Origin of the sequence: Agromyces sp. NPDC057679, from assembly GCF_042799635.1 — a bacterium.
Taxonomy (GTDB): domain Bacteria; phylum Actinomycetota; class Actinomycetes; order Actinomycetales; family Microbacteriaceae; genus Agromyces.
On record NZ_JBHVIK010000001.1, the window covers coordinates 696,259 to 719,199 of the forward strand.

Sequence of the window (22,941 nt, forward strand, 5' to 3'; positions counted from 1 at the left end):
CACCGTCGTCGTCAGCCGAGCCCGATGCGGTCGGGCACGGCCGCCGCGACTGACGGCAGCCAGGCGTCGACCTGAGGCCAGGCGCGCGCGACGGGCAGGCTCCGCAGCAGTTGCGCGAGGGAGGCGTCGGCGGCCGGCCACGGGATGACGCGACGCGGCGATGCACTCGCGAGCACCCCGAGCCACCAGTGCTTCCAGGTGACGGGCAGGCTCTCGGGATGGATCACGACGTAGTAGTCGGGGACGTTGAGGTCGTGCCGCCCGGCCGCCTCGAGCGCACGGGCGATCTCGAATTCGAGCACGCCGTAGGTCGACAGGTCGTCGAAGAACTCGACCCAGGCTGCGGCCACGTGCGCGAGCGGGTCGTGGTCGTGGACGACGAACGGTGCCGCCGAGCTCGACGACCAGCGGGCGACGTCGGCGTCGGAGGCGTCGGGCAACAAGGCCGCACGCACGTTCGCGAAGCCCTCGAGCGCATGGATGGCATTCGCCGTCTCATCTCCGACGACGACCAGCGTGGTGCTGGACGGAGCCTCCATTTCCGCAGTCTACGCCGCGGTGGATCGGCCGGGTCAGTGGGCGCGCCAGTAGCCGCAGAAGGAGATGTCGCGCTTGGCGATGCCGCGCTCGTTGACCAGGAACCGACGGGCTCCCGTCGCGAGCTTCGACTCCCCCGCGGCGAAGGCGTACACCGAGTCCGCGGGGATGCTCAGCTCCTGCAGGTGCTCGAGTGCCGCACGTCCGGCGGGCTGCTCGGGTCGGCGCACGATCCAGTGCACGTCGAACCCCTCCGGGGCGTCGACGTGCTGGCGGTCGGCGAGATCGGGCACCTCGATGATCGCCTGCCCCCGTGCGTCGCGCGGGAGGTCGCGCAGGATGCCGAGCACCGCGGGCAGCGCGCTCTCGTCACCGACGAGCAGGACCTGCTCGGCGCGCTCGGCATCGGCCTGACGGAATCCGCACCCCTGGTCGATCAGCGCGACGGAGGCCCCCAGCGGCAGGCCGCTCGCCCAGGGCCCTGCGACGCCGTCATCGCCGTGCACGACGAAGTCGATGTCGAGTTCGAGTTCGGCCGGACGGAACTCGCGCACGGTGTAGTTGCGGATGACGGGCCGCGTCGCCTTCGGGAGCATCAGGTAGCGGAGGTACCCCGCCATGTCGAAGGTGTCGGCGAGGTTGTCGAAGCGCGTGTCGCCCGCGGTCGGCACGGCGAGCCGGAACCACTGGTCGAAGCCGAGGTGCCGCCAGTCGGCGAGCCCCTCACCCGCGACCGTGAGGCGCACGAAGTGCGGCGAGATGCGAACGGCGTCGGAGACCGCCACCTCGACGACGCCGCTCGGCGCATGGGTGACGGCGATGTTGCTGGCGGCCACGGGACTCCTCGGGGTAGTTAGGTAATGCTTACCTTATACGTGACCGTTGCTCCGATGGAACCGAGGCAACCGACGCCGTCCGGAAGGAATCCTGAAGATCTTTCGGAGATCGCATCATGATCCGGCTCCATCTGCGTCTCTCTGATTGAGTAGAGGTGGTCGACCCCCTCGATCCCCTCTCGTTCCCCGCCCGTTCTCCCCGAAACGGAACCCGATCATGCACTCCCGCGCCCCCCGTTCCCCGCGCACGCGCCTGCGCTCGTTCACGAGCCTGCTCGCCATCACCGGCCTCGCCCTGATGGGCGCCGTCGCGATCACGGCCGCAGCGCCGGCCGCCCCCGCGAACGCCGCCGAGCCATTGCCGATCTGCCCGCCCGACGGCGAGGCTCCCCCGATCGGCCCGCTGCCGACCTACACCGACTCGAACGTCGCGGTCTATGTGGGCGGCGACTACCTCGCGACCTCGAGCGCCGCCGAGTCCGAGGGGCTCCTGCTGGTCCGCGGCAACGCGACCTTCGACAAGACCTCGGGCGGCGTCTTCAACGTGGGCGCCGTCGGCGCCGGCTCCGGCATCGTGCCGGCGGGCGGCGGGACCATGCTCGCGGTCGGCGGCGACCTCGTCGTCGGCCCGACGACGAACCTCCACGTCGGCGCGAACATCACGGGCGGCGGCGCGGTGAAGGTCGGCGGCACGTCCACGGGCACCGTCGACACCAACGGCGCCGGCATCGAGACCGGTCTGGGCCAGGCGGCCGCGATGGACCCGAACGCCGACTTCCAGACGGTGATCACCGACACCTCCGCGGAGATCGCGGGGTACCCGGTGACCGGCACCGGCCTCGTCGCCGGCAACCAGGTGCAGTTCGTCGGCACGCCCGGCGACGACCCCCAGGTCTTCACGCTCGACACGGGGGCGATCTCGGCGATCACCGAGATCTCCTTCACCGCGCTCCCCGCCGACGTGCCGATCGTCATCAACGTCACCGGCACCGACGACGTGGCGTTCTCACCGAACTACTTCGCGATCGACGGCGTCCGCGTCGACGACCTCACGTCACCCGTGTTCGGCAATGCCGCCTCGCGCATCCTCTGGAACTTCACCGACACGACGTCGCTCCTCATCGGCGGCACGAGCCAGTTCATGGGCTCGATCCTCGCGCCGACGGCGGACGCCGAGATCACCGCGTCGACCAACGGCCGCGTGCACATTGGCGGCGACCTCACCACCCGCGGCGCCGGCAACGAGCAGCACAATTACCCGTGGACCGGCGGCGGGTCGCTCGGCTGCCAGCAGGTCGGCGGCTTCTCGGCGGCGAAGGACGTCACCGGCCCCGCGGCCGGCGACGTGCCCGCCGACACCGAGTTCACCCTCGAGTACTCCTACGAGCTCGGCGGCGAGACGATCACCGGCCAGCTCACGCTGCTCGCCGACGGCACCGTCGTCGACGGCCCGCAGGACCTGCCGGTCGGCACGGTCGTCGACTTCGACGAGATCGACCTGCCCGTGATCCCCGGCGTCTCGTGGGGCACGCCGGCCATCAGCCCCGAGCAGGTCACGATCGGCGACGACGAGAACACCCTCGTCACCGTCACCAATCCGACCGAATCGGGCACCCTCATGGCCGGCGGCTTCTCGCTCGCGAAGTCGGTCGGGGGCGACGCCGCCGCGGCCGTGCCCGCCGAGACCTCGTTCACCGTCGAGTACCGCTACGAACTCGACGGCACGACGACGACGGGCAGGATCGCCGTGCTCGCCGACGGCACCGTGAGCCAGGGCCCGCAGGACCTCCCGACCGGCACCGTCGTCTCGTTCACGGAGGTCGACCTGCCCGAGATCGACGGCGTCGAATGGGGCGAACCGACCTTCAGCCCCGAGACGGTGACGATAAGCACCGATGAGGACGTGCTCGTCACGGTGACGAACACCGCCGGCTCGCCCGACGGTCCGGGACCGGGCCCCGACGGCGGTACCGACACCCCGACCGACGGCGACGGCGACCTCGCCGAGACCGGCGTCACCGGCATCGCGGCCGCGATCGCGGGCGCCGCGGCACTGCTCGCCGCGGGCGTCGCACTGCTCCTCGTGCGCCGCCGTCGCACCGCCTGAGCGACGACGCACAGGGATGCCCCGGGCTGCACCCGCAGCCCGGGGCATCCCTGTGCTCACCGACGACCCGTCACACGCCGATGGTGAGCGCCGCGGTGTAGCCCGCCGCCACCGAACCCGACATGCTCGCGATCTGGTGGATGCCGCCGTCGTCGCCGAAGACGTTGTCGCCGCTGAGGCTCGTCCGCGACATGTTCTGCACGCTCCGCTCGTAGCCGGAGGTCGCGTAGACGAGCGCGTTCGCCTCCTCGGGCAGTGCGATCTGCGAGGTCTTCACGATCGGCCCCGAGGCGACCGCGTTGTCGACGTCGGAGTACACCTCGAAGTGGATGTGCGGCCAGCGCCCCGAGTAGCAGGCGGGGTAGATCGAGGTGAACCGCACGGTGCCGCTCTCGTCGGTGGCCTGCACGCCGCGGAGGTAGTTCTCGTTCGCGGCGCCCTCCGAGTAGAGCGAGTAGTCGCCGGCGCGGTCGCAGTGCCAGAGGTACACCCCGGCGCCGACGAGCGCACTGCCGGTCGCGGCGTCGCGCACCGTGAGCGCGATCTCGAGCGGGACGCCCGCGGCGACCGTGGTCGACGAGCCGAACGACGAGCGGATGTCGCTGCGCACGATGCCCGAGTCGTCGAGCACGTTCACGCCGTTCGAGCCGTCGGCCGGGTACGGGCCGCCGGTCTCGTCGGGCACCTCGTCGAGCGGTCCGGATGCCTCGGCGCCGGCGCTCGACGAGGGCGTCGGGGTCGCCGTGGCCGATGAGGCGGTGGAGGGGCTCGCGCTCGCGCTCGGCGACGCCGGGGCGGCCGTGCAGGCCGCGAGCAGCGAGGTGAGCCCGATGCCGCCGAAGATGCCGAGCGCGCGTCGCCGGTCGACGAGGGTGCGGATGTCGTAGACGAGGCCGCGATGGTCTTCGTCGATCTCGTCGCCGTGCTCGTCGAGCCAGCGGGGGTCGACGTCGCGGGCGGCGTCGGGCTGCCGCTCGGCGCGGTCGGTGGTTCGGTCGGTCATGACTGGCTCCTCACGTTGCAGCGAGCATGGCCGGGATGCCTCGCCGCCGGCTGTGCGGCCGCTATGCCCCTGCCATGAGTGCCCGCACCGCCCGCTCGAGGAGGGGGCGCGGGTCGAGGACCGGGTCGACGGTGAGCCGGTGGAGGACCAGTCCGTCGCCGAGCGCCATCACGGTCTTCGTCGCGGTCGCCGGATGGGGCATGCCGATGCCGACCAGGAGCGATTCCGTCCAGCGTTCGAACTCGTGTCGTTGCCGCCGCAGCGGTGCGCCGAGCTCGGGGTCGCTGCCCAGCTCGAGCCACAGCGAGTACCTGGCCCGGGTTCGTGCGGCGAGCGGGCCGGTCTGCAGTTCGAGGATGCGGCACAGCCCCCCGATGAACTCGTCGACGCTGCGAGGGGCGGCGGCAGAAGCGCTCGACGCGTCGAACTCGGCGCGCTCCTGTTCCGCGAGGTGGTCGACGCACCCGGCGAGGAGCGCCCGGCGGGTGCGGAACCAGTTCGACGTGCTGCCGGCGGGCAGCCCGGCGGCGGCATCGACCCGGGCGTGGGTGAGGGCGCGCACCCCCTCCGTGCCGAGCAGTTCGAGTGCCGCGTCGAGGGCACGGACTCTGGTCGTGGGCATGTACACCTCGCTCGGTTCGGTCTACTATGAACATAGTCCTACTACGAATGTAGTATCGCCGCGACGAAGGAGTCGTCATGAGTCGGATCGGATCGACGGGGAGTCTCGGGCTCACCGTTCAGCGTGAGCTTCCCGGCACCCCCGAGGAGGCCTTCGACGCGTACACGGACCCCGGCAGGCTGCGGGTCTGGCTGTCGGCGCTCGGACCGGAAGAGGGCGCCGTGCTGACCTCCGTCGACCTCCGCGTCGGAGGCCGCTGGGAGGCGCGGTTCCGCCCGAACCCTCAGACGCTCGTGCACGACGTGCAGACCTACCGCGAGATCGACCGTCCGCACCGTCTGGTCACCGACCTCGTCGCCGAGTCGAGCGTCGGCGGTGAAACCATGCCGACCCTCGAGACGCGCATCGTGATGACCTTCGCGGCGACCGAGACGGGCACGCTCGTGACGGTCGAGCAGTCGGGGTTTCCGGCGACCGAGATGCGCGACTTCTTCGAAACGACCGTGTGGCCGGCCGGCCTCGACCGCATCGCCGAGTTCCTCGCGAGCGGGTGACGCCGTCCGCACCCGAGCGGGCCGAGGAGGAACGCCGAGGGAGCCGTACTCCCCCACCGGGCCGCTCGGGCGGCGGAACCGTCACATCGCGCGGGTGCCGTCGCTCATGACCGGCGAGATCAGCCCGAAGAGGTTGCCGTCGGGATCGGTGAGCGCGCCGGTGCGCCCCACCCCCTCGGTGTCTTCGAGCGGCACCGCCTCGGTCGCCCCGAGTTCGAGCGCGCGCGCGAACGTCGCATCGACGTCGTCGACGCCGACCACGATGTTGCAGCCGTTGACCGGCGCTCCCGGCGCCGGAGCCGGGCCTTCCCGTTGAGTGAGCCCGCCGTTGATGCCGAGCCCGGGCGACGCCTCGGTGTTGCCGATCGACCCCTCACCGGTCTGGATCATCCAGTACGGATAGTCGCCGAACTGGGTGAACTGCCACCCGAGGAGCTCGGTGTAGAAGTCGACGAGCCGCTGCGGCTCGCTCGCGTGGATCTCGAAGTGCACGACCAGGTTCGCCATCATGGCTCCGTCCGCTCAACGCCGGCCCGCCGCGTCGCGGCCGGTCACGCGGCACAGGCTACGCCGGGCCGGCGACATCCTCCACCGGTACCGGGCACTCGAGCGCCGGCGAGGCATCCGGGGCGGGGGGGTTCCGTTCGCCGCCTCGGAGGCGAATGATGGGGACGGTGCGGGGCGCGGTCGCGGCCCGCCGCCGATGACGTGCCGAGCGGCCGCTCCGCGAGGCATGCGAAGGAGCGGAACCATGGGCATCATCGCCGCCGACCTGTTCGTCACGCTCGACGGGGTCTACCAGGCCCCGGGCGGCCCTGAGGAGGACGAGGAGCACGGCTTCCCGTACGGCGGCTGGCAGGCGCCGTACCTCGACGACGAGAACGGCGCCGACATCATGGCGGGCATCGACCGGCTCGACGCGCTGCTGCTCGGGCGCAAGACCTACGACATCTTCGCCGCGTACTGGCCGCACCAGTCGGGCCCCATCGCCGAGAAGTTCAACGCCGTTCCGAAGTTCGTCGTGTCGCGCACGCTCGCCGACGCCGACTGGGCCGGCACCACGGTGCTGCACGACGCCGCGGGCGAACTGCCCGCCGTGAAGGAGCGATTCGACGAGATCCACATGATCGGCAGCGGCGACCTCCTGCAGACGCTGCTCGACGTCGACCTGGTCGACCGGCTGAACCTGTTCGTCTACCCGATCGCCTTCGGCACCGGCAAGCGGATGTTCCGCGACGGGGTGAAGCCGGCCTCGTTCACGCTCGCCCAGCCCGCCCGCAGCTATTCGAGCGGCGCCATCGGGCTGGTCTACGACCGCGCCGGGGTGCCGGTGACCGGCATCTCGATGGAGTGACGCAGGGATGACGGGAGGCCGACCATGAGCACTCGTGACGAGGGCTTCGAACTCCTCGGGGAGGTCGCCCCCGAGCTGCTCGCCGAGCCCGACGTGGCGTTCGGCCGCATGTTCGGCTCGGAGGGGCTGTCGGTGCGCGGCAAGTTCTTCGCGTTCGTCTCGTTCCACGGCGACCTGGTCGTCAAGCTCGACGCCGACCGCATCGAGGAGGCGGGCCTCGACAACATGGTGATGCGCGGGCGCCCGATGCGGGAGTGGGCGGTCGTGGGCCTCGCCGAGGGTGCCGACCGCTGGCGCGAGGCCGCCCGCGAGGCGTACGCGTTCGTCGACTCGATCACCCCGCGCTGAGCAACCGGACTGAACCGTCAGCCGCCGGGGTGGAGCGGCAGCAGCCAGGGCACCATGGTGATCGCGACGACCATCACGATGAGTGCGAACGGTGTGCCGATGCGCAGGAAGTCTCCGAAGCGGTATCGCCCCGGCCCCAGCACGAGCGTATTGACCGGCGACGAGACCGGGGTCATGAACGCGGCGGAGGCCGCGAGGATGACGACCATCGCGAAGGGGTAGGGCGAGGCATCCAGTTTCTCGGCGGTCGCGATCGCCACGGGCCCCATCAGCACCGCCGTCGCGGTGTTCGAGACGAACAGCCCGATCACCGCGGTCGTGAGGAACAGGCCCGCGAGCAGGACGACCGGACTCCCCTCCCCGAGCGTCGAGGTCAGCGCCGTCACCGCGAGGTCGATGCCTCCCGTGCGCTCGAGTGCGAGCGCGAAGGGCAGCATGCCGACGATCAGCAGCAGCGTCGGCCAGTGGATCGACCGGTAGGCGCTCGGCATGTCGATGCAGCCGAACAGCCCCATCATGAGGCACGCGATGAGCGCGGCGATCACGTTCGGCACGATGCCCGTGACCATGAGCACGACCATGACGACGACGCTCAGCAGCGCGAACGGCGCGCGATTCGCGGCGGGTGACTGCTCGCGCACCTCGGCCGGCAGTTCGAGTGCGACGAAGTCCGCGCTGCGGGCGGTCAGTCGCTTGACATCCTCCCAGGCGCCGACGACGAGCAGGGTGTCGCCCAGCCGCACGCGTTCGTCGGCGAGCGAACCGGTGAACGCCTCGGCGCCGCGCCGCAGGCCGATCACGTCGACCCGGTACAGCTCACGCGTGCGCAGTCCGCCGATCGTGCGCCCCAGTGCGGCCGAGTTCGGCGGCGGCATCACCTCGCCGAGCCCCACTTCGCGGGACCGTTCGGCGAGGAAGCCCTCACCGGCGGGCAGGGCGCGCAGGCGCAGGCGCCGGAGCTGCTCGGCGAGGTCGCCGCGTCGTTCGAAGACGTCGACGAGCAGCACGTCGCCCCGGGCGAGCTGCGTCGCCGGCGCCGTGGCCGTCACGTCGAGCGTCCGTTGCAGCCATCGCGAGCGCTCGACGGCGATGATGCGGAGGCCGTGCGGGTGCAGGCCGACCTCGCCCAGGCGCTGCCCGATGAGGGGCGAGCCCCGCCCGACCTTCACCCGCCGATCGCGATCCGCGAGCCGGTAGTCGCCGATGAGGTGGCCGAACGTGCGGTCGGCCCGAGTCGAGTCGTCGGCGGAGCCGGCCCCGAGGAACCGGCGTGCGACGAGCATGTAGCCGATTCCGAGCACGAGCACCACGAGCCCGAACGGGGTGACCGAGAAGAACCCGAAGCCGTCCTCGCCGGCGCGCACCAGTTCGGCGTCGATGACGAGGTTCGGTGCGGTCGCGATGAGGGTCAGCATGCCGCTGATCAACGCGGCGAAGCTCAACGGCATCATGAGCTGTCGAGGCGAGATGCCGAGTCGCGCGGCGATGCTGAGCACCACCGGGATGAAGATCGCCACGACGCCGGTCGAGCTCATGAACGCGCCGAGCAGCGCGACCGTGAGCATGAGCAGCACGATGAGCCGGGTGCTGCTCGTGCCGGCTCTCGCCGACAGCCAGTCGCCCAGCCGATAGGTGAGTCCGGTTCTGGAGAGCCCCTCGCCGATGACGAAGAGCGCGGCGATGAGCACCACGTTCGGGTCGGAGAACCCGGAGAGCGTCTCGGGCACCGTCAGCACGCCGGTGAGCGGGAGGGCGACCAGGAGGCCCACGGCGACGACGTCCATGCGCGGGCGGTTGATCGCGAACATCACGATCGAGGCGACGAGCAGGGCGAGTACGACCAGCAGTTGCCAGTTCACGGTGCAACCGTATCGGCCGCGGCGGCGATCGGACAGGTTTCGGCGACCGCGCACCGCGCTCGCGACCGCGCTGGTCTCTCGGCTCGGGCAGCCGACGGTCACTCACTCGCGCAGGAGGCCCCGCAGCGTCTGGATCGTGTCGGCCTCGGCCGGCCCCTTGTCGTCGCGGTAGCGCTTGACCCGCGCGAAGCGCAGGGCGATGCCGCCCGGGTACCGGCTCGACCGCTGCACCCCGTCGATCGCGATCTCGACGACGGTGACCGGTGCGACGAAGACGGTGTTCGCCGTGCGCCGCACCTCGATCTCGGGGAAGCGCTCGGTCTGCCAGCGGAGCAGCTCGTCAGTGAGGCCCTTGAAGGTCTTGCCGACCATGACGAAGCCGCCGGGCTCGCCGAACTCGCCCTCGGGGTCGAGCGCCCCGAGGTGCAGGTTCGAGAGCAGCCCGGTGCGTCGCCCCGATCCCCATTCGCACGCGAGCACGACGAGGTCGTAGGTGTGCACCGGTTTCACCTTGACCCAGCTCGACCCGCGTCGGCCGGCCGCGTACGGCGAGTCGATCGCCTTGACGACGACGCCCTCGTGCCCGGCCGCGAGCGCCTCGCGCGAGACCCGTTCGGCCGCCTCGGGATCGGCGGTCACCTCGCCCGGGATGCGGTGCGCGGGCGCGATGCGCTCGAGCTCGGCGAGCCTCGCCGCGAGCGGTTCGTCGAGCAGGTCACGGCCGTCGACGTGGAGCACGTCGAAGAACCAGGGATGCAGCACGGTGTCTCGTGCCGACTCGGCGCCGAACCGCGACATCGTCTCTTGGAACGGGCGCGGCGCCCCGTCCTCACCGAGCGAGAGGGTCTCGCCGTCGAGGATGACCCGGTCGACCGGCAGCCCGCGCACGACCTCGACGACCTCGGGCACCCGGTGCGTGATGTCGGCGAGGTTGCGCGTGAAGACCCGCACCTCGTCGCCCGCGCGGTGCACCTGGATGCGCGCCCCGTCGAGCTTGTACTCGACCGAGGCCTCACCGGTCTGCTCGATCGCCGCGCCCGGCGTGGCCGCGGTCGCCGCGAGCATCGGCTGCACGGCTCGCCCCACCACGAGCCCGACCGCCTCGAGCTCGCCCTCGGCACCGGTGAGCGCGACGCGGGCGGTCTCGCCGAGGTCGCCCGAGAGCATCGCGGCCCGGCGCACGAGATCGGCGGGGCGGTCGGCGGCGCGGGCGATCGCGTCGGCGAGCACGCCCGCGAGGGCGCCGGTGCGCACCTCGCCGAGCAGCACCCCGGCGATGAGGTGCTGCTCGCCCTCGGTCGCCCGGGCGAGGAGCTCGCGCAGCTCGCTCGAACGCTCGCCCGAGGAGCCCGTGCCCGCCGCGGTCGCGAGCCGGTCGAGTGCGGCGTCCAACTCGCCGACCGTGATCGACGGCGACTCGGCCGCCGCGGTCGTCTCGATCGCGGCCGACAGTCCGCGCCACCCGACGCCCACCCGACCCTGCCTCGGCTTGCCGACGAGAAACCCCACCGCCGGTGCGATCTCGTCGGGTTCGAGCCGCCGCAGCAACTCGGCCAGCGCCTCGATCTTCGCGAGGCGCGAGCGGGTGGCGGCCACGGCCGCCGAGGTGGTGACGAGCTCGTCGATCAGCACCCGCCCAGTCTCGCACCAGCCGCCGACACGTACCCTTGGACGATGACCACGCTCCTCGCCGCCGAATGGCGCGCCCGCGCCGAGGCGCACGCCGAGCGGGCCGACACCCTCACCGCCGGTCATCGCGAACGGACGGCGCGCGGCGAGAAGCATCCCATCGAGGACTTCCTCTTCACGTACTACTCGTACTCGCCGAGCCTGCTGCGCCGCTGGCACCCGGGCCCAGGGGTCGAGCTCGCCGATGCCGCGGGCGACCCACGCGCCGACTGGCGTTGGTACGCCGAGGGCCGCGAGCCGGGTTCGCTCGTCGTCGACCGCGACGCGATGGAGGCGGAGAAGGGCCCGATGCTCGCGGTCGTCGCGCGCATGCTGCGGCTCACGGCGTCGCGTCCGGCGGCGTTCGGATGCTTCGGACTGCACGAGTGGGCGATGGTCTACCGTCAGGGCGAGCACCGGCATCCGGTGCCGCTGCGACTCGGGCAGGCGGCGACCGACGAGGTCGTCGAGGCGCACGAGCTGCGCTGCACGCACATCGACGCGTTCCGCTTCTTCACGCCCGACGCGGTGCCGCGCAACCGCTTCGAACCCACGCGCGCGTCGCAGCCCGAGCTGGAGCAGCCCGGCTGCCTGCACGCCAACATGGACGTCTACAAGTGGGCGGTGAAGCTCGGTCCGCTCGTGCCGGGCGAACTGCTGCTCGACGCCTTCGAACTGGCCCGCGACATCCGGTACCTCGACATGCAGGCCTCGCCGTACGACATGGCGCCGTGGGGCGGCGCGCCCGTGCGCATCGAGGACGCCGAGGGCAAGGCCGAGTACGTGCGACGACAGCGCGGCTTCGCCGAGCGGGCGAACGGGCTGCGCCGCGCCATCCTGGATGCCGCGTTCGCACCGGTGCCCGCGCCCCAGCCGGTCGAGTAGGCGCGCAGCGCCGTCTCGAGACCACGACCGGTGGTCTCGAGACGCTGCGCAACTCGACCGACCTGAGCGCGGTCAGGGAACCTGGTATCCCGCCGCGCGGAACAGCTCGTACCACTCGGGGCGCGTGAGCGGCACGGCCGAACCCGCCGCGGCGCCCGCGACGCGCTCGGGGTTCGTCGTGCCGAGCACGACCTGCATGTTCGCGGGATGCCTCGTGATCCAGGCGGTCGCGATCGCGATCGGCGGCACGTCGTACTTCGCGGCCAGCCGGTCGATCGCCGCGTTCAGCTCGGGGTAGTCGGCCGAGCCGAGGAACACGCCGGTGAAGAACCCCGCCTGCAGCGGCGACCAGGCCTGGATCGTGATGCCGTTCAGGCGGCAGTAGTCGACGACGCCCCCGTCGAGCATCGTGGACTGCGAGAGCCCCTGCATGTTCGCCGCGACGCCCTGGGCGATGATCGGCGCATGCGTGATCGACAGCTGCAGCTGGTTCGCCACGATCGGCTGGCGCACCGAGCGGCGCAGCAGCTCGATCTGGCTCGGCGTGTGGTTCGAGACGCCGAAGGCGCGCACCTTGCCGGAGGCCTCGAGCTCGTCGAAGGCCCGGGCGACCTCGTCGGGCTCGACGAGGGCGTCGGGGCGGTGCAGCAGCAGGATGTCGAGGTAGTCGGTCTGCAGCGCCTCGAGCGAACCCTCGACCGACTCGATGATGTGCTCGTACGAGAAGTCGAAGTACGGGCCGTCCTTCACGATGCCGCACTTCGTCTGCAGGGTGACCTGCTCGCGCTCCGACGGCGAGAGCCGCATCGCCTCGGCGAAGCGGCGCTCGCATGCGTGCAACGTCTCGCCGTAGATGTCGGCGTGGTCGAAGAAGTCGATGCCGGCGTCGCGGGCGGTGCCGATGAGGGTGCGCACCTCGTCGTCGGCCATCTCTTCGATGCGCATGAGGCCGAGCACGACGTTGGGCGCCGCGATGCCGGCGAGGTCGATGGTCTTCACTGGGCTCCTTCGGGGCGCCCGACGCCTTCGGGACGCGCCCACCCACCCTAGCGAGGCGGGGCGGCTCCTCGTCGCGGTGCCGAGGCGAGCCACTCGTCGAAGCTCTGGCGACCGAGCCTCGCGTGGGGCCCGGGCAGCACGGCGCCGTGGCGCATCTCGCGCATCCCCTTCATCGGCAGCGCGATCGAGAGCACCGGCCCGCGCCGTCCCTCCGCGCGGGCCAGGCGGCGGACCATCTCCGAGAGCTGCTCCTCGCGCGGGCCCGCGAGCTCGCCCGCACGGCCGGCGGCCGGATGCTCGGCGAGTTCGACGAGACGTTCGCCGACCTCCCGCGCGGCGACCGGCTGCGTGCGCATCCGCGGCGCCAGCTGCACCCCGGCGACCCGCATCCGCCCGGCCATCTGCCCCGCGAACTCGTGGAACTGGGTCGCCCGCAGGATGGTCCACGGCACCTGCCCCTGCTCGACGACCCGCTCCTGGGCGAGCTTCGCCTCGTAATAGGCGTACGGCACCTCGTCGATGCCGACGATCGAGAGCAGCACGTGGTGACCCACCCCTGCCCGAGCCTCGGCCGCGAGCAGGGTGCGCGAGCTCGTGGTGAAGAACCGCTCGGCCGTCTCGCGGTCGATCGACATGATGTTGGCCGTGTCGACGACCACGTCGACCCCCGCGAGCGCCTCGGCCAGCCCCTCGCCCGAGATCAGGTCGACCCCGACCGAGCGGGCCAGGACGACGACCTCGTGGCCGCGTTCGCGGGCGACGTCCACGACGTGACGTCCGACGGTTCCGGTGCCTCCGGCGACGGCGATCCTCACAGTGCTGCTCCTCTCCTCCGGTGCGGCGGGGTGCCGCAGGCGGGGCATCCGATCGCCCCTCACCATGACGACGACGCAGCCCGCCGGAATGTGACGCGGCGGTGGGAGCGCGGGATGAGAGGCTTGGCGCATGACCCGCGACGACACTGCGGAGGCGGCCGCCCTCGAGGCCGAGCGCCCGAGGCTGCTCGGGCTCGGCTACCGCCTGCTCGGCACGGTCGCCGATGCGGAGGACGCCGTCCAGGACGGGTATGCGCGCTGGTATCGGATGCCTCCGGCCGAACGCGACGCGATCGAGAACCCCGGGGCGTGGCTGATGCGGGTCACGAGCCGGATCTGCCTCGACCTGCTCGGCTCCGCGCGGGCCCGACGCGAGTCGTACGTCGGCGAGTGGCTGCCCGAACCGTTGCCGACCGCCGACGTCGCCCGGTTCGCGGTGCGCGCCGCCGACGACCCGCTCGACCGCGCGATGCTCGACGAGTCGGTGTCGACGGCCCTCCTCGTCGTGCTCGAGGCGCTCACCCCGGCCGAACGGGTCGCCTTCGTGCTGCACGAGGTGTTCGCCGTGCCGTTCGGCGAGATCGCCGAGATCCTGGGTCGCTCGCCCGAGGCGTGCCGACAGCTCGCCTCATCGGCCCGGCGCCATGTGCGCGAGGGTCGTGCCGGCGCCGTCAGCCGCGAGCGCCACGACGAGGTCGTGCGCGCGTTCGTCGCGGCGGCCGGCAGCGGCCGGCTCGAGGCGCTGGTGGCGCTCCTCGCCCCCGAGGTCGTGCTCGTCGCCGACGGCGGCGGCCTCGCCACGGCGGCGCGTCGCCCGGTGCTCGGACCCGACCACGTCGCCCGCTACGTCGCCGGCATCCTCGAACGTCGCGGTCCTGCGCTCGAGTGGGCGGTGCACGAGACCGCCGACGGGCTCGTTCTCGTGTTCGGCGAGCGCGGCATCGTCGACTCGGTCGCATCCGTCGAGGTCCGCGACGACCGCATCGCGCAGGTCTGGATCATGCGGAACCCCGGGAAGCTGCAGCGCTGGAACCCGTTAGCGGCCGACGCGGGGTGAGCGGGCGCCGATCGCCGGCCGCAGCCCGGTGCCGTTGATCCCGATCAGCCCACGGTGTCCAGCGCCTCGCTCACATCGAGGAGCAGGGCACTCTGCAGTCCGTTCCACTCGGCGGTGTCGGGGTCGGGCCAGGTCGAGAGCTTGACGATCACCGAGTCGGTCCGGGGGTCGAGCCAGAGGTTCTGCCCGTGGATGCCGATGCCGCTCACGTTGCCGCGCGCGTTGCCCATGCACCACCATTGCGCCGTGTACGAGCCGCCGGGGAACGCGCCGGTGAATGCCTCGGAGGTCATCGCCCCCGGGTCGCCGCCGGCGAGGATCGCGCGCGCCCACTCCTCGGAGACGACGCGCCCGCCGGGTGCGACCCCGCCGTCGAGCACGAGGCGCCCCACTCGAGCGAGATCGCGGGCGGTGCACGAGATGCCGCCGTTCGCGAAGCCGAACCCCGCGCTGTCGACCGTGATCGTCGCATCGCGGTCGGCGTCGAGCTTCGACCACACGAGGTCGGCGACGACGTCGTGGTAGCGCGAGCCGGTGGCCCGCTCGATGATCCACGCGAGCACGTCGGTGTTCGCCGAGCAGTACTGGAACTCGCCCACCGCCCCGCTGCCGCGGAGCGTCGTGAGGAACGCGTAGGTGTCGACCGGGTCGCCGTCGCGCCGTCGTCGCCACCCGGCCGCACGGTCGTGCGTCTGCACCTCGGCGGCCGGGTTCACGTAGTCCTCGTCGTAGTCGATCGCGACCTGCATGTCGAGGACGTGACGCACGGTCGGGCCGTCGTAGACCGATCCGGCGAGCTCGGGCACGTAGTCGGTGACGGGACGCGCCGGGTCGATGCGGCCGGCGTCGACGAGCGCGCCGACGGTGAGTCCGCAGATCGACTTCGACACGCTCATGAGCAGGTGGCGCTGGTCGGGCGCGAAACCGGGCTTGAAGTACTCGGCGACGACCTCGCCGCCGCGCAGCACCAGGAACGCATCGGTGAAGGTGGCCTCGAGCCGGCGTTCGAGGTCGGGCAGCTCCGTCGCGAACGCGTCGAGCCGCACGGTCGCGGCGACGGCTGCCGCGGCGCGCGCGGCCGTCGGGATGCGCGAGATCGTCGCGGTCGGCACGAGCTCCGCGAGGTCGCCGAAGGCCCAGCGGTTGCCCGGCGCCTCCTGCCAGGTGTCGAGGTCGGGCACGCCCGCGGGCGCGCCCGGGTAGCGGGGCGGGTGCGGGCCGGTCGCGGTCGGGTCTTGCGGGTCGATGGGGAGGGCCGCGTCGCTCATGTCCGCCATCATGCCGCGGACTCGGTCGACGAAGCGGCGGGGCTCGCGGCCGCTGCGGCCGGGGCTCCCTGCGTCGCCGACTCGGCGCGCGCGTCGTCGAACCGGCCGAACCCGGCCTTCGAGAGCCCGAGGTAGACGAGGGCGGAGACCGTCATGCCGACCGGCACCGACAGGTCGACCCAGCCCAGCAGCTCGGCGATCGGGCCGGTCCAGACGTCGGTCGAGAGGCAGAGCGCGGTCGCGATGCCGCCCGTGACGACGGCCGTCATGCCCGGGATGCTCCACCCGCCCGCGTACCAGTACTTGCCGCCGCGGCGCTCGTCGAACAGGTCGATCGCGTCGTACCCGTTGCGGCGCAGGATGATGTCGGTCGCGAAGATCGCCATGGCGGGGCCCGAGACGATCACGAGGAACTGCAGCATGAGGTTGACCGCGTCGAGCAGGCTCGTCGACATCACGAGGTAGAGCGTGAGCGCGGTTCCGATGGCGCCGACGACGATCGCCGAGGGGATGCGACGGATCGGCACTCCGACCGACTGCAGCGCCATGCTCGAGGTGTACGTGGTCATCCCGTTGAGGGCGATCGTGTTCACGACGACGCCCAGCACGAGCAGCGGCCCGAGCCAGTTCGGCAGGAGGCCGAGGATCGCCGACTCGATGCCCGCGTCGATCGCAGCGGCACTGAGCCCGGTCGCGATGAGCGCACCGACGACCGTGAAGAAGACACCGGGCAGCGCGCCGCCGAGCGCGGTGGCCGCGATGATGTGCGACGGCTTGGTCTCGCGCGGCAGGTAGCGGGCGATGTCTGGGCTGTTGATGTACGAGAGCGGCGTCGAGGCGAGGATCGTGAACCCGATCGTCACGGCCGACCAGAGCGGCACGCCGGTGAGGGGCACGGGGGCCTGGTAGCTCCAGTCGACGGTCGGCAGCGCGAACGCGGTCACGGCGAGGAAGATCACGAGCAGGCCGGCCGAGATCGCGGTGTAGCTGCGGATGATGAGCGCATGGCCGTAGACGGCGACGAGCACGGTGATCGCGGAGACGACGAGCGTCACGATCACGGGACCGAGGACGGGGTCGTCGAACCCCCACTGCGCGAGCAGGTCGGCGCCCATGAACGACGACGCGAGCCAGTTCAGCGCGAGGAACACGGCCGAGATGAACCATCCGGTGAAGGCGATGATGACCTTGTTGCCGATGACCCCGTAGAGGGCCCGGCTGATGACCGATCCCGAGGTGCCCGCCGCCGGGCCGGCGATCGCGATGAGGCCCGGGAAGACCCAGAGCAGGTTCGCCGCGACGATGACGGCGACGGCCTGCCAGATCTCGAGGCCGAGCAGGATCATGGTCGCGCCGATCGTGAAGTTCAGCACGCTCACGTTCGGCGCGGCCCACACGCCGAAGAGGTCGCGGGCTCGGCCGTGACGCTCGCTCGCGCTCACGAACTCGATGCCGCGGGTCTCGGGTTGGGTGGGTGCGTCGACGAAGTCCTGCGACGCTGCGGGAGTCTGGGATGACACGGGGGATCCTCTCGGCGGGCCCGAGGCGGCGTCGCGGACCAGCCGGTGCGACACTGCTATTGGTCACTCGACCAATGGGCTATTGGTCGCTCATCCAATAACATGATCGGCATGATGTCAAGCGCGCCCGCGACCCGAGCCCGCAAGCTGCCCGCCGAGCGACGGGCCGAGATCGTGCAGGCCGCCGCGGCCATCGCACTGGAGGGCGGCCTCGAGAAGATCACGCTGCGCGCCGTCGCCGACCTGCTCGGCGTCCGGCCCGGCCTCATCAGCCACTACTTCCCGGTCGCCGAGGACCTGGTGATCGCCGCGTTCGTGCACGCCGTCTCCGACGAGCGCGAGGCGCTCGTGCCCGAGGGCGGCGAGCCGCTCGAGCGGATGGCACGCCTCGTCTCGCGTGTCGAGAGCTCCGACGCGCGGGCGATCTCGCGTCTCTGGCTCAACGCGCGCCACCTCAGCCGGTTCAGCCCCGCGCTCGATGCGGCGCTCGAGGAGCAGGAGTCGTTCGACCGCGACCGGCTCACCGCGCTCATCGACCACGGCATCGCGGCCGGCGTGTTTGCACCCGCCGACGCCTTCACCGCGACGGTGCGCATCTTCATCGCGATCGACGGCTTCGGCGCCTACGCGAACAACACCGGCGCGTTCGCCTCCGACGCCTACTGGCGCTTCGTCACCGACGCCGCCGAGTGGGCGCTCGGCCTCGAGGCGGGTCGACTCCGCGAGGAGATCGACGCGCTCGACCGCTGAGTCGACCGGTCGACCGAGCGGGTGCGGCCCGTCGTATCCTGAGCCGATGGAGCTCGCGTTCAGCGGTGAACTGTGGTTCTGGCGCGGGCCGGCGCCATGGCACTTCGTCTCGGTGCCCGACGCGGAGTGCGAGGCCATCGCGCAGGTCGCACCGCTCGTCAGCTACGGCTGGGGCATGGTGCCGGCCACCGTGCGGATCGGGCGCAGCGAATGGCCGACCGCGCTGTGGCCGAAGGACGGCGGGTACATCGTGCCGGTGAAGACCTGGGTGCGCGCGGCGGAGTCGCTCGAGATCGGCGACACCGTCGAGCTGCGTCTCGACCTCGGCACGGTCTGAGCCGCAACGTCGCCCCGACGGCTACTCGGGCGCTCCCCGCCCGAGCTCCCGCCTGCGCCGTTCGAGCTCGGCGCGCTTCTCGTAGTACTCGATCTCACGGTCGAGGTCGGCGAGCTGCTCCTCGGTCGAGCGCGCGTCGCCGGGGCCGCTCGACGGCATGACCGTCTGCGGGCCGGCGGGCGCGGCCGGCGCGTCCGCGCCACGCACTGTGCCGGTGCGGGTGCCGCGGCGGCCCGCCGACGAACGCTCGCGACCCAGCACGAACCACAGCACGGTGCCGATGAGCGGCAGCAGCACGACGAGGAGGATCCAGCCGAACTTCGGCAGGTGCTTCACGTCGGACTCGTCGCGCATGATGATGTCGACCAGCGCGTACACCAGGGCTGCGAGCGTCAGGATGGTGAGCACGAACCCCATGGGCGTCAGCCTAGAGCCGGAGCGTCGCCCCGGGCGAACCGCGCGGCGCGGACGCTCAGCGGCTCGCGCGGATGTGGACGCGCTCGCCCTGGGCGCTCAGCAGGTTCAGCACCTCGGCGGGTTCGAGCGACGCGCTCGCAGTGCCGTGCGGCACCCGCGTGTCGAACTCGGCCGCCTCGCCCGCGTCGAGCACGATCTCGTCGTCGCCGAGCGCGAGCCGTACGCGTCCGCTCAGCACGTAGATCCAGTCGTAGCCCTCATGCGCGCGCTGCTCGACCGGCGCCTCGGGCGGATGCCCCGGCAGCACCATCTTGAACGCGTGCACGTCGGGGTTGCTGCGGGTGAGCGGGATGATCGCCTTGCCGTCTCGGTAGAAGGGTTTCGGGTGCACCCTCGGGTCGGCGATCTGCGGGGCGCCGACGAGGTCGTCGAGGCTCGCCCGGTACACCGCGGCGAGCCGGATCAGCAGGTCGAGCGTCGGACGCCGGCCGCCCGACTCGAGCCGCGAGAGCGTGCTCGCCGAAATGCCGGTCTCCTCGGAGAGCTCGGCGAGCGTGAGGCCTCGACGAGTGCGGAGCGCTCGCAGTCGCGGAGCGACGCCGTCGAGCATGCGGTCGAGCGACGGTGCGTCTGGGTCGTCGGGCACGGGGCATCCTTTGCTGATTCGGCAAGCTCGCTTGCCGTTCCATCATGACACCTCCACGATCGGTACATGCAGCAGACCACCTGGGACGTCATCATCATCGGCGGCGGCAGCGCCGGACTCAGCGCCGCGCTCATGCTCGGCCGCTCCCGGCGGCGAGTCCTCGTGCTCGACGAGGGCCTGCCGCGCAACCGGTTCGCCGGCCACATGCACGGCGTGCTCGGCCGCGATCACACCTCGCCGCTCGCCCTCCTCGCCGACGGGCGCGCCGAGCTCGAGCGCTACGACGGCGTGGAGGTGCAGCCCGGCATCGCGGTCGCCGCGCACGGGGCGGCGCCCGCCTTCACGCTCGAGCTCGCCGACGGCGAGCATCTGCAGGCCCGTCGGCTCCTCGTGGCGAGCGGCCTGCGCGACGCCCTGCCCGCCGTCCCCGGCCTCACTGAGCAGTGGGGGCGCGGCGCGTTCGTCTGCCCCTACTGCGACGGATGGGAGGCGCGCGACCGGCGCATCGCCGTGCTGGCGACGAGCGCCGCGCAGGTGCACCAGGCCCAGCTCATGCGCCAGCTCTCCGACCGCGTCACGGTCTTCGCGCACGGCGCCGAGCTGCCCGACGAGGCGCGCGCCGGCCTCCTCGCGCGCGGCATCGGCGTCGAGGACCGCCCCGTCGCGGCGGTCGTCGCCGACGAGCGGGGCGCGCTCCGGGGCATCCGCCTCGACGACGGCACCGAGATCGCGAGCGACGCGATCTTCGTCGGACCCGCGCCCGAACCGAACGACCCGGTGCTGCGCGAGCTCGGCGCCGAACGCACCGCGCACCCGATGGGCGGCGAGTTCGTCGTGGTCGACGCGATGGGCCGAACGAGCGTGCCGGGCGTCTGGGCGGCGGGCAACGTCACCGACCCGCGCTCCTCGGTCCCGTTCGCGATGGCCGCGGGCAGCATGGCGGGCGCGGCGATCAACGCCGATCTCGTCGAGGAGGAGGTGCGGGCGGCGCTCGCCGCGAGCGCGGCATGACCCGTCACGTCATCCACGGCGCGCGTTCACCTTGAACGCCTAGGCTGAGGTGATGCTGGTCATCAGCTACAACCTCCGCAAGCACCGCGCGATCACCGAACTCGCGGCGCTCGATGAGCGCTACTCCCCCGACGTGCTCTGCCTGCAGGAGTGCGACACCACCGACCTCGCCGAAGAGGTCGGTCGGCTGCGGCTCGCGCACTCGACGACCGGCAACCGGCTCGGGCTCGCCCTCTACTTCCGGCCCGACCGGTTCACGCCGCGCGACATCCGCGCCTTCGCCCTCAAGAAGTCGCTGCACGACCGCGTGCTGCGCCCCGCGCATGAACGCCTGCTCGGCGCGCGGCTCATCGACCTGCAGCACGACCGCGAGGTGATCGTCGCCTCGTTCCACGCGGCGCCCCTCACCGCGCTCAACTCGTTGCGGCGGCACCAGATCCACTCGGCGCTCGGCTCGCTGCAGCTGATGGGCCCGCACCTGCCGACCCTCATGGTGGGCGACTACAACTACCCCGTCTTCAAAGACAATCTCGCCGAGAAGGTGCGCGACGCGGGCTACGAGCTCACGCTGAGCGACAGCCGCACGTACACGCGGTACAAGTACTTCCGCGGGCACTTCGACTTCGCGACCTCGGCCGACTTCGAGATCCGCCGCGTCGAGACGCTGCCGCGCGGGTCGAGCGACCACCTGCCGATCCTCATCGACGCGCAGTACGTCGGCACGCGCGCCGACGACGAGATCGACGTCGTCATCTGAGGCGCGGGCGGGCCGCCGCCACCGCTGGACGACCCCCGCATCGATCCGGGGGTTCACCCGATAACCGCGTCCCGGCGACGCTCGTAGCGTGCGGCCATGGCCTCCATCACCGACCCCGTCGCAGCTCCGCCCGCGAGCACCGAGGGCACCGGCACCGCTTCGCCGCCGACTTCGCCCCCGCCGGCTCGCCGCCGCGTCGCGGCGACCCGCATCGCGTGGACCTGGGTGCTCCTCTCCTCGCTCGGCATCGCGGCCTTCGCCGTCGTGCCGTACCTCACCGCGTCGCTCCGCGCTCTCGCCGAGACGCCCTCGGGCGGGCTCGCCGGCAACTACGCCGAGCAGCCGTGGCCGATCCAGCTCGCGTTCTACGCGCACATCGTCGCGGGCGGGTTCGCCCTCGTCGTCGGCCCGCTGCAGTTCTGGAAGTGCCTCCGCACGAGGCATCCGCGCGTGCACCGCTGGACCGGCCGCTCGTACCTCGTCGCCGTCGGCATCGCCGGTGTCGCGGGTCTCGTGATCGCCCCGGTGAACGACGCGGGGCTCGTGGGCCTCTTCGGCTTCGGCGCGCTCGGCGTGCTCTGGCTCGTCACCGGCTGGCTCGGGTACCGGGCGATCCGGCGGCGGGATGTCGCGAGCCACCGCGCCTGGATGATGCGCAACTTCGCCCTCACCTACGCAGCCGTGGCCCTCCGGATCTGGCTGCCGCTCCTCATCGTCGCGCAACTGCCGTTCACGACCGGCGAGTTCGACTTCGACGCCGTCTTCGCGAACGCCTACGCCGCGGTGCCGTTCCTCTGCTGGCTGCCGAACCTCGTCGTCGCCGAGTGGCTCATCGCCCGCCGGGGGCTGCCGACGTTCTGGCGCGCCGCGCCCACCCTCGGCTGAGTGCCGCGCGGGCGGACTTCGTCACCCTGCGAGCGCGATGCCCACGCAGACGAGCCCGAGGAACAGGTCGAGCCCCATGCACCACAGCGCGAGCGAGCGACCGACGACCGCGTTGCGGCGGTAGTGCACGACATCCCAGCCGGCGTGCGCGGCGAGGGCGAGCCCGGCGATCGCGAGCCCCAGGCGCGGGTCGAGGGCGAGCGCCACGACGGCGACGCCGAAGAACCCGAGCATGGCGAGCGCCTGCGGGGTCGTCGCCCTGGGTCTCGCGATGAGCCCGATGACGAGGAGCACGAGCCCCGCGGTGGCGAGCACCGCCCACCGCGGCAGGTCGAGCAGCTCGGCACCGAAGACGAGCAGGGTGCCGACCGCGACGACGAGCCACGCGACCCAGCGCAGGCCCGTGACGGCCGCCGCGAGGTAGCAGAGGGTGGCGATGCCGAGCGCGGTCGTCGGCACCGTCGCGCCGAGCGCCTCGGGGTAGCCGCTGAACAGCAGTCCGAACCCGCTCACGACGCCGATGACGAGCGCGAGGACGATGAACGGGATGGACGGCGGTGCGGTCGTGACGGCGGCGCCGTCGGTCGCGGCCGGGGCCGCATGGTCGGTTCGGTTCATCGCTGCGCCTCCTTGCGTGAGCGTCGGGGTTCGATATATCTATACCCCCTGTGGGTATAACACATCGGCGCTGCCGCCGCCACCCCCT

25 protein-coding genes are annotated in these 22,941 nt (G+C 72.0%); 11 read left to right on the top strand and 14 right to left on the bottom strand.

What is annotated here, in order from left to right:
* Positions 1–11: 11 nt before the first annotated feature.
* Together ACFVAJ_RS03075 and ACFVAJ_RS03080 are read right to left on the bottom strand one after the other, a co-directional pair.
* The gene (locus ACFVAJ_RS03075) at positions 12–539 is read right to left on the bottom strand and encodes a hypothetical protein (protein ID WP_376941325.1); all 528 of its coding nucleotides are present in this window, start codon (positions 537–539) and stop codon (positions 12–14) included.
* A 33-nt stretch (positions 540–572) separates the two neighbouring features.
* Positions 573–1,373, bottom strand: a complete 801-nt coding sequence (locus tag ACFVAJ_RS03080; RefSeq protein WP_376941326.1) for a siderophore-interacting protein — start codon at positions 1,371–1,373, stop codon at positions 573–575.
* 217 nt (positions 1,374–1,590) lie between these two features.
* On the opposite strand from ACFVAJ_RS03080, the gene ACFVAJ_RS03085 reads away from it, so the two are divergent.
* Positions 1,591–3,480, top strand: a complete 1,890-nt coding sequence (locus tag ACFVAJ_RS03085; RefSeq protein WP_376941327.1) for a choice-of-anchor A family protein — start codon at positions 1,591–1,593, stop codon at positions 3,478–3,480.
* 70 nt (positions 3,481–3,550) lie between these two features.
* On the opposite strand, the gene ACFVAJ_RS03090 is transcribed toward ACFVAJ_RS03085, so the two are convergent.
* Positions 3,551–4,483 (bottom strand): intradiol ring-cleavage dioxygenase, encoded by a 933-nt coding sequence (locus ACFVAJ_RS03090; protein ID WP_376941328.1) that lies wholly within the window; start codon positions 4,481–4,483, stop codon positions 3,551–3,553.
* Positions 4,484–4,544: 61 nt separating this feature from the next.
* Complete coding sequence (locus ACFVAJ_RS03095; RefSeq protein ID WP_376941329.1) at positions 4,545–5,105, bottom strand: TetR/AcrR family transcriptional regulator; 561 nt, start codon at positions 5,103–5,105, stop codon at positions 4,545–4,547.
* A 77-nt stretch (positions 5,106–5,182) separates the two neighbouring features.
* Here ACFVAJ_RS03095 and ACFVAJ_RS03100 point away from each other — a divergent pair, with 77 nt between their 5' ends.
* Entirely contained in the window at positions 5,183–5,659 is a 477-nt protein-coding gene (locus tag ACFVAJ_RS03100; RefSeq protein ID WP_376941330.1) for an SRPBCC domain-containing protein, read from the top strand.
* Between the two features lie 81 nt (positions 5,660–5,740).
* Here ACFVAJ_RS03100 and ACFVAJ_RS03105 read toward each other — a convergent pair whose 3' ends face one another.
* Positions 5,741–6,166 (bottom strand): VOC family protein, encoded by a 426-nt coding sequence (locus tag ACFVAJ_RS03105; RefSeq protein WP_376941331.1) that lies wholly within the window; start codon positions 6,164–6,166, stop codon positions 5,741–5,743.
* A gap of 244 nt (positions 6,167–6,410) precedes the next feature.
* Between ACFVAJ_RS03105 and ACFVAJ_RS03110 the strand changes: the two genes are divergently transcribed.
* Together ACFVAJ_RS03110 and ACFVAJ_RS03115 are read left to right on the top strand one after the other, a co-directional pair.
* Positions 6,411–7,013, top strand: coding sequence for a dihydrofolate reductase family protein (locus ACFVAJ_RS03110; RefSeq protein WP_376941332.1), 603 nt, complete (start codon positions 6,411–6,413; stop codon positions 7,011–7,013).
* A gap of 24 nt (positions 7,014–7,037) precedes the next feature.
* On the top strand, positions 7,038–7,361 hold the full coding sequence (locus ACFVAJ_RS03115; RefSeq protein WP_376941333.1) for a hypothetical protein: 324 nt from the start codon (positions 7,038–7,040) through the stop codon (positions 7,359–7,361).
* 17 nt (positions 7,362–7,378) lie between these two features.
* Here ACFVAJ_RS03115 and ACFVAJ_RS03120 read toward each other — a convergent pair whose 3' ends face one another.
* A complete protein-coding gene (locus tag ACFVAJ_RS03120; protein ID WP_376941334.1) occupies positions 7,379–9,220 on the bottom strand; it encodes an SLC13 family permease in 1,842 nt (613 codons plus the stop codon).
* Positions 9,221–9,322: 102 nt separating this feature from the next.
* Complete coding sequence (locus ACFVAJ_RS03125; RefSeq protein WP_376941335.1) at positions 9,323–10,852, bottom strand: ATP-dependent DNA ligase; 1,530 nt, start codon at positions 10,850–10,852, stop codon at positions 9,323–9,325.
* Between the two features lie 42 nt (positions 10,853–10,894).
* Here ACFVAJ_RS03125 and ACFVAJ_RS03130 point away from each other — a divergent pair, with 42 nt between their 5' ends.
* The gene (locus ACFVAJ_RS03130) at positions 10,895–11,773 is read left to right on the top strand and encodes a 3-methyladenine DNA glycosylase (protein WP_376941336.1); all 879 of its coding nucleotides are present in this window, start codon (positions 10,895–10,897) and stop codon (positions 11,771–11,773) included.
* Positions 11,774–11,845: 72 nt separating this feature from the next.
* On the opposite strand, the gene ACFVAJ_RS03135 is transcribed toward ACFVAJ_RS03130, so the two are convergent.
* Positions 11,846–12,772, bottom strand: coding sequence for an aldo/keto reductase family oxidoreductase (locus ACFVAJ_RS03135; protein ID WP_376941337.1), 927 nt, complete (start codon positions 12,770–12,772; stop codon positions 11,846–11,848).
* Between the two features lie 47 nt (positions 12,773–12,819).
* Positions 12,820–13,587, bottom strand: coding sequence for an SDR family oxidoreductase (locus ACFVAJ_RS03140; RefSeq protein WP_376941338.1), 768 nt, complete (start codon positions 13,585–13,587; stop codon positions 12,820–12,822).
* A 130-nt stretch (positions 13,588–13,717) separates the two neighbouring features.
* Here ACFVAJ_RS03140 and sigJ point away from each other — a divergent pair, with 130 nt between their 5' ends.
* A complete protein-coding gene (gene sigJ / locus ACFVAJ_RS03145; RefSeq protein WP_376941339.1) occupies positions 13,718–14,644 on the top strand; it encodes an RNA polymerase sigma factor SigJ in 927 nt (308 codons plus the stop codon).
* Between the two features lie 44 nt (positions 14,645–14,688).
* Here the strand turns inward: sigJ and ACFVAJ_RS03150 are convergent, their stop codons facing one another.
* Positions 14,689–15,912: a serine hydrolase domain-containing protein gene (locus tag ACFVAJ_RS03150; RefSeq protein WP_376941340.1), complete on the bottom strand. Its 1,224-nt coding sequence runs from the start codon at positions 15,910–15,912 to the stop codon at positions 14,689–14,691.
* An 8-nt stretch (positions 15,913–15,920) separates the two neighbouring features.
* Positions 15,921–17,432, bottom strand: a complete 1,512-nt coding sequence (locus ACFVAJ_RS03155; protein WP_376941341.1) for a purine-cytosine permease family protein — start codon at positions 17,430–17,432, stop codon at positions 15,921–15,923.
* A 114-nt stretch (positions 17,433–17,546) separates the two neighbouring features.
* Here ACFVAJ_RS03155 and ACFVAJ_RS03160 point away from each other — a divergent pair, with 114 nt between their 5' ends.
* Positions 17,547–18,182, top strand: coding sequence for a TetR/AcrR family transcriptional regulator (locus ACFVAJ_RS03160; protein ID WP_376941342.1), 636 nt, complete (start codon positions 17,547–17,549; stop codon positions 18,180–18,182).
* A gap of 46 nt (positions 18,183–18,228) precedes the next feature.
* Positions 18,229–18,519 (top strand): DUF1905 domain-containing protein, encoded by a 291-nt coding sequence (locus ACFVAJ_RS03165; protein WP_376941343.1) that lies wholly within the window; start codon positions 18,229–18,231, stop codon positions 18,517–18,519.
* Between the two features lie 21 nt (positions 18,520–18,540).
* On the opposite strand, the gene ACFVAJ_RS03170 is transcribed toward ACFVAJ_RS03165, so the two are convergent.
* Positions 18,541–18,936 (bottom strand): PLDc N-terminal domain-containing protein, encoded by a 396-nt coding sequence (locus tag ACFVAJ_RS03170; RefSeq protein WP_376941344.1) that lies wholly within the window; start codon positions 18,934–18,936, stop codon positions 18,541–18,543.
* Positions 18,937–18,991: 55 nt separating this feature from the next.
* Complete coding sequence (locus tag ACFVAJ_RS03175; protein ID WP_376941345.1) at positions 18,992–19,582, bottom strand: helix-turn-helix domain-containing protein; 591 nt, start codon at positions 19,580–19,582, stop codon at positions 18,992–18,994.
* Between the two features lie 66 nt (positions 19,583–19,648).
* On the opposite strand from ACFVAJ_RS03175, the gene ACFVAJ_RS03180 reads away from it, so the two are divergent.
* From ACFVAJ_RS03180 to ACFVAJ_RS03190, 3 genes are all read left to right on the top strand, one after another.
* Positions 19,649–20,593, top strand: coding sequence for an NAD(P)/FAD-dependent oxidoreductase (locus ACFVAJ_RS03180; RefSeq protein ID WP_376941346.1), 945 nt, complete (start codon positions 19,649–19,651; stop codon positions 20,591–20,593).
* Between the two features lie 52 nt (positions 20,594–20,645).
* A complete protein-coding gene (locus tag ACFVAJ_RS03185) occupies positions 20,646–21,350 on the top strand; it encodes an endonuclease/exonuclease/phosphatase family protein (protein ID WP_376941347.1) in 705 nt (234 codons plus the stop codon).
* A gap of 96 nt (positions 21,351–21,446) precedes the next feature.
* A complete protein-coding gene (locus tag ACFVAJ_RS03190) occupies positions 21,447–22,235 on the top strand; it encodes a DUF2306 domain-containing protein (protein WP_376941348.1) in 789 nt (262 codons plus the stop codon).
* 21 nt (positions 22,236–22,256) lie between these two features.
* On the opposite strand, the gene ACFVAJ_RS03195 is transcribed toward ACFVAJ_RS03190, so the two are convergent.
* Positions 22,257–22,853 (bottom strand): hypothetical protein, encoded by a 597-nt coding sequence (locus tag ACFVAJ_RS03195; protein WP_376941349.1) that lies wholly within the window; start codon positions 22,851–22,853, stop codon positions 22,257–22,259.
* Positions 22,854–22,941 lie beyond the last annotated feature (88 nt).

Coding starts and splice junctions, on each gene's coding strand:
- ACFVAJ_RS03160 (WP_376941342.1), top strand. CDS start 17,547: ATGTCAAGCGCGCCCGCGACCCGAGCCCGCAAGCTGCCCGCCGAGCGA.
- ACFVAJ_RS03130 (WP_376941336.1), top strand. CDS start 10,895: ATGACCACGCTCCTCGCCGCCGAATGGCGCGCCCGCGCCGAGGCGCAC.
- ACFVAJ_RS03110 (WP_376941332.1), top strand. CDS start 6,411: ATGGGCATCATCGCCGCCGACCTGTTCGTCACGCTCGACGGGGTCTAC.
- ACFVAJ_RS03195 (WP_376941349.1), bottom strand. CDS start 22,853: ATGAACCGAACCGACCATGCGGCCCCGGCCGCGACCGACGGCGCCGCC.
- ACFVAJ_RS03105 (WP_376941331.1), bottom strand. CDS start 6,166: ATGGCGAACCTGGTCGTGCACTTCGAGATCCACGCGAGCGAGCCGCAG.
- ACFVAJ_RS03115 (WP_376941333.1), top strand. CDS start 7,038: ATGAGCACTCGTGACGAGGGCTTCGAACTCCTCGGGGAGGTCGCCCCC.
- ACFVAJ_RS03100 (WP_376941330.1), top strand. CDS start 5,183: ATGAGTCGGATCGGATCGACGGGGAGTCTCGGGCTCACCGTTCAGCGT.
- ACFVAJ_RS03075 (WP_376941325.1), bottom strand. CDS start 539: ATGGAGGCTCCGTCCAGCACCACGCTGGTCGTCGTCGGAGATGAGACG.
- ACFVAJ_RS03165 (WP_376941343.1), top strand. CDS start 18,229: ATGGAGCTCGCGTTCAGCGGTGAACTGTGGTTCTGGCGCGGGCCGGCG.
- ACFVAJ_RS03085 (WP_376941327.1), top strand. CDS start 1,591: ATGCACTCCCGCGCCCCCCGTTCCCCGCGCACGCGCCTGCGCTCGTTC.
- ACFVAJ_RS03150 (WP_376941340.1), bottom strand. CDS start 15,912: ATGAGCGACGCGGCCCTCCCCATCGACCCGCAAGACCCGACCGCGACC.
- ACFVAJ_RS03095 (WP_376941329.1), bottom strand. CDS start 5,105: ATGCCCACGACCAGAGTCCGTGCCCTCGACGCGGCACTCGAACTGCTC.
- ACFVAJ_RS03170 (WP_376941344.1), bottom strand. CDS start 18,936: ATGGGGTTCGTGCTCACCATCCTGACGCTCGCAGCCCTGGTGTACGCG.
- sigJ (WP_376941339.1), top strand. CDS start 13,718: ATGACCCGCGACGACACTGCGGAGGCGGCCGCCCTCGAGGCCGAGCGC.
- ACFVAJ_RS03190 (WP_376941348.1), top strand. CDS start 21,447: ATGGCCTCCATCACCGACCCCGTCGCAGCTCCGCCCGCGAGCACCGAG.
- ACFVAJ_RS03180 (WP_376941346.1), top strand. CDS start 19,649: ATGCAGCAGACCACCTGGGACGTCATCATCATCGGCGGCGGCAGCGCC.
- ACFVAJ_RS03090 (WP_376941328.1), bottom strand. CDS start 4,483: ATGACCGACCGAACCACCGACCGCGCCGAGCGGCAGCCCGACGCCGCC.
- ACFVAJ_RS03185 (WP_376941347.1), top strand. CDS start 20,646: ATGCTGGTCATCAGCTACAACCTCCGCAAGCACCGCGCGATCACCGAA.